Genomic DNA, 12190 nt, shown 5'->3' with positions numbered 1-12190 from the left:
TCGTCCTGACTCTCTGAGGTTCATATCTATATCAGTAGAGGAGATATCAACATGGCAACATACGACTCATCCGGTTTAAACATGAATCGAAACATCGACGACCACGGCTCCGATGCTGCGGTATCCGCGGGCGATGGGGCGACCAACCGCCACGAGGTCGCCGACCGTGATAAGGCCGTCGGCCGCGACGAGGCCCGCTTCGGCGGGATCAAGTGGGGATCGGCTTTCTTCGGCTGGCTCACCGCCACCGGGACCGCGGTGATCCTCACCGCCCTGTTCGCTGCGGTCGGAGCCGCAGTCGGCCTGGGCGGGGCCGATTCCACAGACCAAGCTGCCGGAACTGCTGCCGGGAACGCCGGCACCATGGCACTGGTCGGAGCGATTGTGCTCGCGGTTGTGGTCTTCGTGTCATATTTCTGCGGCGGCTACGTCGCCGGTCGGATGGCCCGCTTCAACGGAATCAAGCAGGGAATCGCGGTCTGGGTCTGGGCGATCGTGATCGCTGCCGTCGCAGGGATCCTCGGGGTCATTGCCGGCGGTGAACTCAACGTTCTGGGGAACCTGAACAGCTTGCCCAGCATCCCGCTCAATCCGGACGGTCTCACGGCAGGCAGCATCATCACCGCGATCGTCATTGTCCTGATCAGCCTCATCGGCGCAATCGTCGGCGGACTCGCCGGAATGCGGTTCCACCGCCGCGTCGACCGCGAAGCACTCGGCCACTGACGTCCAGCACCTAACACTCATATCCAACACCTGCACCGGGCGGCTGGGCGGGCGCAGGTCTGCCCAGCCGCTACCGCACTCTCGTACCCAAAATTTTGAACAGAAATGAGACCGCCATGGCGCGCCTGCTGAAGTACATCCCCGTAATCCTGACCGTGGTCACCAAGTACCTGCGCAGCCCGCAGGGGAAGGCCGCGATGCAGAAGGTTCGCTCGTCGCGCCGCCGGCCGAAGAACGTCGGCAGTACCCGCCCGGGATACTGAAGAAATCCGTCTGCGCCGCGACCACCGGCCCTGCACCTGGCAGACGCCGCTGACGGTGACGAAAACTGGGAAGAAGCTGAGACAGTCGACAGCGGTCGGCACTGGAGCATCGCCGGCACCACCCCGGTAGGACCTGCCGACGGCTACTGAGTCCTTGATGCGAGGGGCCTGACAGCCGTGAGGGATCGTGGATTTGGGTTCGCGGCGGTTGTCCGCGAGGTCTGGCAGTGACTCTCCTCGAACGAATTCGACGGAGATTCTGCCCAAATCGCCCCCATAGAGCCTGAAAATGCAGTTTTCCGGCAGATTCTCCGTCGAATTGGTTCAACACCGGACACGACGCTCCGCCTGGGCGCACCGTGTCCACTCGGTGCAGTCAGCTCTGACTTTCCGGGAGCGACTCCACCAATCGAATAGGGTCCGCTCACCTACGCCTCGGTCACCTGGCCGTTGTCCACCCGCCAGTGCCGGTCCGTGTGCACGTTGGCCAGCATCCGTCGGTCGTGGGTGACCAGCAGCAGCGTGCCCTCGTAGGACTCGAGGGCCTGCTCGAGCTGCTCGATGGCGGCCAGGTCGAGGTGGTTGGTGGGCTCGTCGAGCACCAGTAGATTGATGCCGTGCGCCTGCAGCAGCGCCAGGCCGGCACGGGTGCGCTCGCCGGGGGAGAGGTCCGCGGCCGGACGGTTGACGTGGTCGGCCTTGAGGCCGAATTTTGCGAGCAGGGTGCGCACCTCGGCCGTGGACAGATCGGGCACGAGTTCCTCGAAGCTGGTGGCGAGGTGCCGGGTGCCATCGAGTTGAGCCCGAGCCTGGTCGATTTCGCCAATGCTGACGCTGGCACCGAGGCTGGCCGTGCCGGCATCCGGAACCTGATGCCCCAACAGCGCGCGCAGCAGCGTGGACTTGCCGGCCCCGTTCGGCCCGGTGATGCCGATGCGCTCACCCGCGTTGACCTGCAGCGACACCGGGCCGAGGGTGAAATCGCCCTGGCGGAGCACCGCGTTGCTCAGCGTGGACACCACCGAACTCGAGCGGGGCGCGGACCCGATCGTAAAGTCGAGCTGCCACTCCTTGCGCGGCTCGTCGACCTCCTCGAGGCGCGCGATGCGGCTCTCCAGCTGCCGCACCTTCTGCGCCTGCTTCTCGCTGGACTCGGCGGATGCCTTGCGTCGGATCTTGTCGTTGTCGGGTGCCTTCTTCATGGCGTTCCGCACGCCCTGGCTTGACCATTCGCGTTGGGTGCGGGCCCGGCCCACGAGGTCGGCCTTCTTCTCGGCAAACTCGTCGTAGTGTTCGCGCTTGTGCCGGCGGGACGTTTCGCGTTCCTCCAGGTAGGAGTCGTAGCCGCCGCCGAAGACCCGGTTCGCCCCCTGGACGAGGTCGAGTTCGAGCACGCGCGTCACGCAGCGCGCCAGGAACTCACGGTCGTGGCTGACGAGCACGACGCCGCCGCGGAGGCCGGTGACGAAGGACTCCAGGCGTTCCAGGCCGTCGAGGTCGAGGTCGTTGGTGGGTTCGTCGAGCAGAACGATGTCGAAGCGCGACAGCAGAAGGGCGGCCAGTCCGACCCGCGCGGCCTGCCCGCCGGACAGAGACGTCATCAGGGTGTGCTCGGCGAGTTCGGTGCCGAAAGTGAGACCGAGGCCGGTGAGCACCACGGGCATCCGTTCATCGAGATCGGCGGCGCCGCTGGCCAGCCAGCGCTCGAGGGCGGCCGAGTACGCGTCGGCCGGGTCGAGGCCGTCGGGTCGCGGGCTCGGTGATGCATCGCCGAGAGTGGATGCCGCGTCGTCCATCTCGAGGGTCGCCTGGGCGCAGCCGGTGCGCCGGGCGATGTAACCGGCCACGGTCTCACCGGGCACACGCTCGTGCTCCTGCGGCAGGCAACCGACGAAGGCGTCGGCCGGGGCGAGGCTGACGGTGCCGGACTGCGGTTCGGACAGGCCCGCAAGCAAGCTCAACAGCGTGGACTTGCCCGATCCGTTCACACCGACGACACCCACGACGTCGCCGGGCGCGACGGTGAGGTCGAGGGAATCAAAGAGTGTGCGGTGCGCGTACCCGCCGGTCAGGCCCTTGGCCACGAGTGTTGCGGTCATTCGTCTATTTTCTCAGACTGGCACTGCGGTTGCGCGCGTCACGGCGTGTTGCGAAAGTCTTCAAGAAGAGCGGCTCGACGGATGCCGACGGATGCAGACGGCGGCTCAGGCTGGTACCGGTTCCGCCTGCCTACGGGTCCGAGCGGGCGCCTGTGCTCGGGCTCCGGACGGAGCCTGAGCCTGACCCGGAACAACAACGGCCTCAGCGGCAGCCGGCACGAAAGCCTGAGCCGAAGTCGCAGCGGGTGCGAGGGTGAGGATTCGTTCCAGGAGCAGCGTCGCGGCGTTTCGCCGGATGGACAGCACGACCCGGGCCTCGTGCGGATTCTGCCCGGCAGGCCCCGCGGTGACAGGCCCCCCGGCCGCCGCCTCCACCTTGGCGAAGTGGGTCTGGCCGTGGCGCGGGCCGGCGCTCATGTCCACGCAGATGCGCAGGGTCGGCGCCCGCTCGGCCGCAAGAGCGCCGGTTGCGAAGGCCGCGGCGATGGAGGTATGCAGGGCGAAACGCCGCGTGCTGAACTGCGTGCCGCACTGCGTCAGGCAGGTGCCGAGCATGGCGGCCAGTGCCTGCTGGGTCAGCCCCGAGGCCGAGGCGAGTGCCCGCCGGTGGGTCTCATCGAAGGTGTGCGGCGCCGTCGCGTCGAGCGGGACCACGGTCACCGGCCAGCTGGCCGCGAAGACGTCCGCGGCGGCCGTGGGGTCGGCGGCGATGTTGCCCTCGGCGAATTTGCCGACGTTGCCGGGCGCGAAGACGGCGCCGCCCATGATGGTGACGCGACGCACGAGCCGGGGAAGTTCCGGGTCGAGGCAGAGGGCCTCGGCCAGGTTCGTCAGCGGGCCGACCGCGATGACCTCCAGTTCGCCGGGATATTCGTGCGCCAGCCGGATCAGCAGCTCCGTGGCGCTGTCGTCGACTGGGTGCCGCCGCGAGCGGGGCAGCAGCACGTCCCCGATCCCGTTGCGGCCGTGCATGTGGGCGGTCCCGCGCCGGGAGATCCCGCTGACGGGCTCCCAGACGCCGACCGCGACCGGGATATCGTCACGCCCGGCGGTCGCGAGCAGGCTCAGGGTGTTCGCCGCAGCGACGGCCGGGTTGACGCATCCGCTCACCGTGCCGATCCCGACCAGACGGATGCCCGGTGTCGCCAGCAAGAACGCAAGCGCCATCGCATCGTCGATCCCGGTGTCGCAGTCGAGGTAGATCGGGCGGGGGTGGGGAGCCGTCGTGGGAGTCATCGTTGACCATCCGTTCTCATCGTGCTGGTTCAGGGGTTCAGAAGTGGTGCGGGAGTTCATACGGCGGGGCGCAGAATCAGGGAGGCCAGGAAGGATGCCAGGGTGAGACCCGCGGAGATCCACAGGGCCGTCTGGAAGCCGGCGACCGTGCCCGCGGCCACGACCGGGGCGACGAGGGCGATGCCGATGCCGATGCCGATGCCGAAGCAGGCGCCGTTCAGGCCGGGCAGGGCCCCGCGGGCTTCGGGCGGCGAGTTGAGCACGGAGACGCCGTTGACCGAACTCTGGAACAGGCCGAGGTAGAAGACGCCCATCACGATGAGCAGGCTGAAAACCAGCCAGCGGTCCATCGCGAACACGGCCAGGCCGACCGTGATCAGGGTGATGACGCCGCTGCTCAGCCTCAGCGCGGTGATCCAACCGATCCGCACGGCGATCCAGCCGGAGAAGATCGCCGCGGTGACGCCGACGAACGCGGTCGGGGTGAGGTAGAGCAGCGCCGACATCGAGGCGGAGAGCCCGTAACCCACCTGATTGTTCTGGCTGAGCAAGACCACGGTGAAGTTGAGCGCGGAGAAGACCCCGGCCAGGGTGAGCATCGTGGACAGCAGGAGCGGCCACACCCGGCGGGAACGCAGCGCGTGGATGGGAATGAGCGGCCGTCGGGTGCGCCTCTCAACGAGCACGAAGACGACCGCGCTGACGACCGCCCCGACGAGGTAACTGAGCGTGAGCGGGTCGGCCCAGCCTGACGACGACGCCTGCGAGATCAGGCTCGTGAGCAGCACCAGAAACAGGGACAGGATGCCGGCACCCCACCAGTCCATTGACCCGTCCTGGGTGCGCGGCTCATCCTGCGGAATGAAGAGTGCGACGCAACTGATTGCGACCAGCCCGAGGCCGAGGGTGATCACGAAGAGGAACCGCCAGCCGATGGTGTCGGTCACGTAGCCGCCGAGGAAGCCGTCGACGCCGAACAGGCCGCCGTTGACCGAGGTGATAATGCCGACCGAGATGCCGAACAGGCGGCTGTTCAGGCGCTCCGAGAGTAGGAGGAAGGAGATCGTGAAGGTGGCGTTGGACGCGCCCTGCAGTACCCGGCCGAGCAGCAGCAGTGGGAGGCTCGGTGCGAGGGCGCAGATGACGGTGCCGATCAGCAGCAGCGTCAGTACGATCACGAGGCTGCGCTTGCGGCCGAGGAAATCGCTCCAGCGGGAAAAGACCATGCCGAAAACGGCGCCGGAAAGGAAGAACACCGACTGCACCCGGGCGACATCCTGCATGCTCTCGCCCAACTGGGCGCCGACGGCTGGCAAGGCGGCGGAGAGGAGGGTGGCATTCAGCTGGAACGTCAGGATCGCCAGGACCAGCGTGCCGATCAACACTCCGGGAGCCCGGGGAGCGCGGGCGCGCCCCATTACGGGAGCGGCTTCGGAGGAAAGCACGAGCATGACACGACTCCTTCATTGGAGCAAACACAAGGTCGACACGCTCAGTGTACATGCTTGTTATACAAGTACGTGAGATCACACGATAGGCTCGACTCACCGACCAGGGGAGAACAAATGGATCGACGCACGGAGACGGCCCTGGCAGGTCCGCTCGAGACCAATGGAGCTCTGCCGCTGCGGGTGGCGGTGTACTCGCGCATCACCGAGGCGATCCGCAACGGATCCCTGCCGATCGCCTCCCTGCTCCCATCGGAGTCCGAGCTCGGCACGGCGATGGGCGTCAGCCGCACGGTCGTGCGGGAGGCCCTCATGCTTCTCGAGGAGGACCGCTTCGTGCGCTCGCGCCGGGGCATCGGGCGCTTCGTCGCCGACCGGCTGCCTCACCTCGGGCTGCAGAAGATCCGTCCGATCGAGGAGCTTCTCAGCGAGACCGGACCGACCGTGCACGTTCGCCGCACCCAGACTGCGCTGCAGTCCGCGTCGCCCGCGTTCACTGCGGACGCCATCGGTATCCGCACCGACGAGGCCTCATGGTTTCTCGAGAGCGTCATCACCCGGGAGGGTGCACCCATCGCCCTGATCCAGGAGCACGTGCCGGGAGACCGCCTGAGCCGGCTCGGCGAGGCGGCGGTGGCGGCCGTGTCCGAGGCAGGCGTCGACGCGAACGCCCAGGGTGACGCGGGAGCTGCGGGACACAGTGCGCTCGCCGCGCTGATCGCGGTGCTCGGTCCGATCTTCGGGCCCGGCGAAACCGACATCACGCTCGGTGTTCCCGGTGCCACACGCGGCAAGCTGCTCGGGCTGCCGGCCAGCAGCCCGGTGCTCATCCTCACCCAGACTCTCGACCACGACGGGCGCCCGTTCTATCTCTCGAAGGCCCTGATCAACACCGACTTCGTGCAGCTGACGATCAGCCACGCGGTGCAGTCCTGAGCCGGGCCGCTACCGCAGCGCCGAGATAGTCATCGAGATCGCCTTGAAGTTCGCGATCCGCTGCTCGTAGCGGGCCGCGAGCACGATCAGGATGACGCCGCCCACGCCCAGCCACAGCCACCACGTCACCGCGCCGTAGGCCAGCGAGATCCAGGGCCAGAGCTGCGCCACCGCGTGCAGCATCAGCACGATCGCGCCGATCACGAACGGAGCCTGCAACTTGCGCACGGCACCGACCACGATCACCACGGTGGCAACGAGGCCGAGGCCCACCACCCGCCAGAGCGGGCTCTCGGTGATGTCGAGCAGCACTGACGGAACGAGCAGCACGAGCAGCCCGGGAGCAAGCCAGCGCCGGCTGCGCGCGGCCGGCGTGACGTCGAGGTGCAACCAACCGGTGGCCAGCAGGGCGATGGCCAGTGGAACGCTCACGATCTCCACCGTGGCCGGCGCCGCGTACGCGGACCCGGCGACCACGGCGCCGCCGCCAGCCCCGATTGCCACCCAGGCGACCATCCGGCCCAGCCGGCTGTCGTCGCACCAGAACGCCGCCAGGTGCAGCGCGGAGAAAGTCCAGACGAGCAGGATCACCCGGATGGTCGCCAGCGGCTCGTAGCCGAGTGCGGCCACCTCGGCCGCGAGAACCCCGACGATCGCCAGGACCAACAGGACGTAACCGAGGCGCAGCGCGGGGGCATACGTTGCTTCGCCGCGGCCCGGGCCGGTACCCTCATCGGTGCGCCGGGTGACGGTGACGAGACCTGTGCCGACGGCCGCCAGGATCAGCGCCGAGGGCAGCAGCCATGCCTCGAGCCGGGTGTCTGGGCCGTTCGGCGCGAGCTCGAGCAGCGGCTGGATGCGGGATGCGGCCGTGAGCACAACCGTGAGCGCGCCGACGCCGAGGGCCGGCCAGGCGAGGGATGCCCAGCGCGGCCGGACCAGGAGGAGCGCCCCGCTGACGGCGAACGCACCGCCGAAGGTCAGGGCCAGCACGGGGCGGAGGAGATCGCCCGTGCCGCCGACCACCGCGCCGGGCAGCAGGGCCAGGGCCAGTCCGGCCGTGATCCAGCGGGCCCGCACGGCGACCGGCGCCTCGGTGTCGGCCGATCGCGCGCGCCCGGCGAGCACCTGGCCGACGACGATAGCGAGGCCGAGCGGCACGGTCACGAACTCGAACGGTTCGGTGGCTTGCGTCCCCACGGCGCTCATCAGGGCGAACCCGGCCAGCCCCGCCGCAACCCAGCCGACGGCCATGGTCAAGGGCACGCGCAGCCGCCACGCGGCCAGCACGTGCACGACCCCGAGGGCGAGCACGAGAACGGATGCACGCACCGCGGTCACGGCGGCGTCATCGGTCATATCGGCCCCGGTGAATGCGGCAATCTCGGCCGTCGTCACGGTCGCCAGCGCCAGCACGAGCAGCGTGATGCTCGCGATGGTGCGCGGACGGAGGGTCGCTGGGTCGGTGCGGGCGCCGATCAGGAACGCCCCCGCCGCCGCGGCAGCGAGCGGGAACAATCAGCATTCGAGCCGCGCATCGGGTGCGCCGGGTGCGCCGAGCACGCGCATCAGCTGCACGATGCTGGTCACCAGGAGCCCGATTGCTCCGCTCGTCCAGGCGGCGGCAAGGTACGCCGATCGTGATGGCCCCCAGCGCGCGGCGGCAGAGCCCAGCAGCAGCACGCCGCACGCCGCGGCCATGACGATCGGACGCGCGGGCGAGCCGGAGGCCGAGGCGAGCGCCAGCGGCACGATCGCCACGAGCAGGCCGGCCAGGGTGAGCAGCGCCGCGGCCGGGCTTGCCGCTGCAGCCCGAGGAATGCGGCCGAACCGGCGGATCAGCACGGCCAGGACCAGCAGCATGCCGGCGACCGGGAGCACGTACGGCTCAGGGGCCTCGGTGCCGACGCGGTTCAGCCCGACCCAGAGGCCGGCCGTGCCGAGCAGCAGGGCGAGCCAGCCAAGATGGCGTCGCGGTGACCGGGAGCCGAAGAGCCCGTCCGGGGCGATCGCCGTGACGAGGGCGGTCGCGCCGACCAGCAGCAGCACGAGCCAGGCGAGGGGGCTCCCGGCGGCGAGAGTCAGGAGAGTGCCGGGAACCAGAATCAGGCCCGCGCCGGCCTCGAGGGCGAGCCGGTCCGTCCGCCCTTGGGTGTTCGAGGCCGTGTCACGTGCCCCCACCGTGTCGAGTACGAGGCCGAGGGCGCAGACGAGTAATGCCGCGGTAGCGACGGCGATGCCGTCGACGGGCGCGGGGGCATCCGTCGTCTGCCGCACGGACCAGATCAGCGCGAGCAGCGTTGGCGCGGCTGCGCCGAGGGCCACGACACGCTCGATCCGTGCGGTGCCGGAGTAGACGTGCAGCCGCAGCCAGATTCCGATGGCGCCGAGCAGGATCACCGTGGGCACGACCGCCAAGGTGGGGGAGCCCAGCAGCAGCGCGGCGCGAACGCCGGCCGGCAGGGTCTCCGCGAGACCGGTGACCGGCAGGGCGACGGCCGCCACGGTCGGGGCCAGCAGTGCCCAGAACGCCCAGCGGCGCTCGGTGTCGGTGAGGATGCGGCCCGCGGGGAATGACACCGCGAGCTGCAGCAGGGCGGTCGCGAGTGCGAGGGCGCGCAGGCCGTCGACGATGAGGGCCGTTTCAGAGGGTGAGGCCGCCAGCGTCAGGGCCCACGGCGTGACGACGGCGGCGACGAGCGTGAGCAGGGCGGCCCCGGCCAGGAGGATGCCCCGGCCGGCTCGGCCTTCGTGCGCCCCGGCCGCGCCGGACTAGAGCCGGTGCTCCGCCAGCCAATCCACGAGCACCCGATTGAAATCCGCCGGCCGTTCGACGCTCGGCAGGTGAGCGGTATCGCGGAAGGTGAAGCCGGTGACGTCAGGGAGCGTCGACAGGACATACTCATATTCGGCGAGATGCGGAGTGATGTCGAACTCACCGACCGAGACGAACGCGGGTACCTCGATGTCGCTGACCTGGTTGAAAGCGGGCGGCTCGAGCGGAATCGGCGTCGGGGACTCTTCCGCATGCGCGGCGTTGACACGGCCCAGCGCGTAGGCCGTGGCCACGAATTCGGGGTCGAGGTCGGCCTCGGTGCGCAGTGGGCCGAACGCCCAGAGCGCCACCTCGAGGCGCGCCAGACGGTGCCAGTCCTGGGCGTCGAATGCGGCATCCAGTTCGTCGAACCGGGCGTCCTCGAGATCGGTCAGTTCAACTTCGGGGAACCCGCTGGGCCCGGCTCCCACGGTCACCAGGCCGTCCACGCGGTCGGGGCTCTCCGTGGCCAGGTCGATGGCGATCCCGCCTCCGCGAGAGCACCCGATCAGCGTGGCCGACGCCACCCCGAGGTGGTCGAGAACCGCGAGGGCGTCCGCGCGCGGCGAGAACTCCACGTTCTCGGTGGTCGTCTGGCCGCATCCGCGGCTGTCGAAACGGATGACGAAGTGGCCGGCAGCCAGCGCGTCGATCTGCGGGTCCCACATGCGCAGATTGGCGATGCCGGCATGCATTAAGAGGAGTGCCGGTGACGAAACGTGGCCGGCCGTTTCGTAGTGGAGCGACGCGCCCGGAACGGTGAGGTGAGGCATGATTCAGCGTAGGCGTGCGGCGGGCGCCGCGGCAAGGGAATTACCGTCAGCGCACGAATCTGTGACCGTTGAATGCCGGCGACCCCAACCCGAGTGACGGGTGTGCAGGTGGACAAATTGACATCCATCGGGGCAAGAGTCACACTCGATATATCGACACCGATCGATTAGTTGGTTGTCTGCCGCCCTGGGCCACGACGTGGCCCCATGAATTGGACCCACGACCTGGGACCAGCGGATCAACCTCATGGCGCTCGCCCCAGAGTTGCGCGACGCCCCCATCAATGCCCCGTCATCTGCGCCGGGACTGAGCGGGCAAGTCCGAGGACTCTTGTGTCCCGGTTGCCCCGCGAACTCCTGCTCGCTTCGCGTGGCCGAAATATACGAGGAACACCATGAACGCGTACATCACGACCACCACCAACCGGGTCCTTCCTGTCGGTACCTACGTGACCGAATCAAGCGGCCGCATCCTCGCACCGAATGAGTACGTGAGCAGCGTTCGGTCAGACCTGACCGAGGGTCGATACGTGTCCCACAGCTGAGACGATCTGTACGGTCGCCGGGCCCTTACCGGGTGCCTTTCTGCTGTCCCCGAGACCAGCCGGATGACCCTGGCCGGTTCGCTCACGAACGCGCGCCCGACAGACCCCGCCGTTCCCGGTATCTCATTACCATTCTCCTTGCGAGGGTGATTTCGGCAAGCCTATGGCCCATCCGGCAGGATGGGCCATAGGCTCTTTCAACCCAGAGTTGTTCTGAGGGTGTTGTCTATCCCAGGATGCCGCAGGCGGCCGGATCCGTTGCTTCTGCAGGCAGGTTCGGGTCGAGCTCGCTTGGACCCTGGCTGAAGTCATACTCGCCGTTGCCGTTGTAGTCGATGCCATGGATCACGACGACGCCTTCGCCCTCGCGGATGGAATCAGCGATCTCTTTCGCCGTTCCTGTTTCGCTGGGGCCGGGGTATCCGGTTCCCGCCACCTTGGTGATGTGGAGATTGTCGCGGCTGTAGTGGTAGCTGCCGCTCTCAGACACCGGGAAACGGGTGACGTCCAGGAAGCTGGCCGGTGAGGTGTCCCCTGTCGTCGTCAGTGAGACGACGACCGGTCCGTAGGCGGGAATCCCTTCCTTGGTGTTCAGGCGGCCATCACCGTTGCTGTCCAGTGCGATGGTGGGGCACTCCTTCATCGCCTGGTTGCCGTAGTGAATGTGCTGAGCGTGCGGGGCATCTGGCGTCAGCCCGGAGGCGTGCACTTCAATGTGCTTGATCTTCTGGTTGCGAACTGTCGCGGTTGCAGTTCCGGATGCCCCGGAGCCGTTGAGTTCCGTGAGGTTCGCGGTCAACGTCACCGTTTTGGGGGTGCGTTCGGATTGCGTGGTCTGCGCTTGAGCTGCTCCGGACCCGAGCACGGCTGCGGCGAACAACGCAACAGTCGAAACCCCGAGAATCCCGATGGAATGTCGTTTCACGATTTACTCCTTGGTCAGCGGTCAACGAGGAGATCCCGTTGATCATAGGTGGTTCGGAGCGGACAGTAATGAGGTTTGGTCATGTAAACAAGGCCGGGTGCGTGTCGGTCATCCGAATCGGTCTCAGAGAGACGACTTCCTCGTCGTGGAACTGATCAGTGTGGCTCCCACGAATCGGAGGGAACGGCAGGTCGCAGGTTTGCCGGTCCATCCACAGGGTTCTTGAACTAAGGTTAGCCTTGCCTCAGTTTGACTGCGGGGGAAAACTTCGACCAGAGACAGCCGTGCGCACCGACAAAACATACGATGCATTCCCGCCCGCAAAACTATGCGCGGTAGAACCACTGAGGAGCACCCAACGCGACCCGGTGGGCGGTCTTGAGGCCCTCCGACTCCTCTCCGGCGATCCGTCCGCGACTGCCCT

The 12190-nt window shown here is 67.9% G+C and carries 11 protein-coding genes; 4 read left to right on the top strand and 7 right to left on the bottom strand.

The genetic code is table 11. From position 1 onward, the window contains the following. Nucleotides 1–81: 81 nt before the first annotated feature. Both E3T25_RS13530 and E3T25_RS16900 read left to right on the top strand, forming a co-directional pair. Entirely contained in the window at nucleotides 82–726 is a 645-nt protein-coding gene (locus tag E3T25_RS13530; RefSeq protein ID WP_134374812.1) for a hypothetical protein, read from the top strand. 116 nt (nucleotides 727–842) lie between these two features. Beyond that, the gene (locus tag E3T25_RS16900) at nucleotides 843–989 is read left to right on the top strand and encodes a hypothetical protein (RefSeq protein WP_158250227.1); all 147 of its coding nucleotides are present in this window, start codon (nucleotides 843–845) and stop codon (nucleotides 987–989) included. Between the two features lie 428 nt (nucleotides 990–1417). Here E3T25_RS16900 and E3T25_RS13525 read toward each other — a convergent pair whose 3' ends face one another. The 3 genes from E3T25_RS13525 to E3T25_RS13515 all read right to left on the bottom strand — a co-directional run bounded on the left by E3T25_RS13525 (nucleotide 1418) and on the right by E3T25_RS13515 (nucleotide 5775). Continuing rightward, nucleotides 1418–3088: an ABC-F family ATP-binding cassette domain-containing protein gene (locus E3T25_RS13525; RefSeq protein WP_134374810.1), complete on the bottom strand. Its 1671-nt coding sequence runs from the start codon at nucleotides 3086–3088 to the stop codon at nucleotides 1418–1420. Between the two features lie 105 nt (nucleotides 3089–3193). Continuing rightward, nucleotides 3194–4324, bottom strand: a complete 1131-nt coding sequence (locus E3T25_RS13520; RefSeq protein WP_134374808.1) for a nucleoside hydrolase — start codon at nucleotides 4322–4324, stop codon at nucleotides 3194–3196. Nucleotides 4325–4380: 56 nt separating this feature from the next. Further along, nucleotides 4381–5775 carry an MFS transporter gene (locus E3T25_RS13515; protein WP_134374806.1) on the bottom strand — a complete coding sequence of 465 codons (1395 nt, stop codon included), beginning with the start codon at nucleotides 5773–5775 and terminating at the stop codon, nucleotides 4381–4383. 114 nt (nucleotides 5776–5889) lie between these two features. On the opposite strand from E3T25_RS13515, the gene E3T25_RS13510 reads away from it, so the two are divergent. Then, nucleotides 5890–6708 carry a GntR family transcriptional regulator gene (locus E3T25_RS13510; protein ID WP_134374804.1) on the top strand — a complete coding sequence of 273 codons (819 nt, stop codon included), beginning with the start codon at nucleotides 5890–5892 and terminating at the stop codon, nucleotides 6706–6708. A 9-nt stretch (nucleotides 6709–6717) separates the two neighbouring features. Here the strand turns inward: E3T25_RS13510 and E3T25_RS13505 are convergent, their stop codons facing one another. The 3 genes from E3T25_RS13505 to E3T25_RS13495 form a co-directional block, all read right to left on the bottom strand. Further along, the gene (locus E3T25_RS13505; RefSeq protein WP_134374802.1) at nucleotides 6718–8226 is read right to left on the bottom strand and encodes an SCO7613 C-terminal domain-containing membrane protein; all 1509 of its coding nucleotides are present in this window, start codon (nucleotides 8224–8226) and stop codon (nucleotides 6718–6720) included. Continuing rightward, nucleotides 8227–9288, bottom strand: coding sequence for a hypothetical protein (locus tag E3T25_RS13500; protein ID WP_134374800.1), 1062 nt, complete (start codon nucleotides 9286–9288; stop codon nucleotides 8227–8229). It lies immediately after the preceding gene. A gap of 192 nt (nucleotides 9289–9480) precedes the next feature. Continuing rightward, nucleotides 9481–10296, bottom strand: coding sequence for an alpha/beta fold hydrolase (locus E3T25_RS13495; protein WP_134374798.1), 816 nt, complete (start codon nucleotides 10294–10296; stop codon nucleotides 9481–9483). A gap of 395 nt (nucleotides 10297–10691) precedes the next feature. Between E3T25_RS13495 and E3T25_RS16895 the strand changes: the two genes are divergently transcribed. Then, entirely contained in the window at nucleotides 10692–10841 is a 150-nt protein-coding gene (locus tag E3T25_RS16895; protein WP_166784961.1) for a hypothetical protein, read from the top strand. A gap of 226 nt (nucleotides 10842–11067) precedes the next feature. On the opposite strand, the gene E3T25_RS13490 is transcribed toward E3T25_RS16895, so the two are convergent. Then, on the bottom strand, nucleotides 11068–11766 hold the full coding sequence (locus tag E3T25_RS13490; protein WP_134374796.1) for a CHRD domain-containing protein: 699 nt from the start codon (nucleotides 11764–11766) through the stop codon (nucleotides 11068–11070). Between the last annotated feature and the right edge of the window lie 424 nt (nucleotides 11767–12190).

This window comes from Cryobacterium sandaracinum, assembly GCF_004403415.1.
GTDB classification, from domain to species: Bacteria; Actinomycetota; Actinomycetes; order Actinomycetales; family Microbacteriaceae; genus Cryobacterium; species Cryobacterium sandaracinum.
This window is presented reverse-complemented; position numbering and strand designations above follow the sequence as displayed.

Coding starts and splice junctions, on each gene's coding strand:
- E3T25_RS13530 (WP_134374812.1), top strand. CDS start 82: ATGAATCGAAACATCGACGACCACGGCTCCGATGCTGCGGTATCCGCG.
- E3T25_RS13515 (WP_134374806.1), bottom strand. CDS start 5,775: ATGCTCGTGCTTTCCTCCGAAGCCGCTCCCGTAATGGGGCGCGCCCGC.
- E3T25_RS16895 (WP_166784961.1), top strand. CDS start 10,692: ATGAACGCGTACATCACGACCACCACCAACCGGGTCCTTCCTGTCGGT.
- E3T25_RS16900 (WP_158250227.1), top strand. CDS start 843: ATGGCGCGCCTGCTGAAGTACATCCCCGTAATCCTGACCGTGGTCACC.
- E3T25_RS13510 (WP_134374804.1), top strand. CDS start 5,890: ATGGATCGACGCACGGAGACGGCCCTGGCAGGTCCGCTCGAGACCAAT.
- E3T25_RS13525 (WP_134374810.1), bottom strand. CDS start 3,088: ATGACCGCAACACTCGTGGCCAAGGGCCTGACCGGCGGGTACGCGCAC.
- E3T25_RS13520 (WP_134374808.1), bottom strand. CDS start 4,324: ATGACTCCCACGACGGCTCCCCACCCCCGCCCGATCTACCTCGACTGC.
- E3T25_RS13495 (WP_134374798.1), bottom strand. CDS start 10,296: ATGCCTCACCTCACCGTTCCGGGCGCGTCGCTCCACTACGAAACGGCC.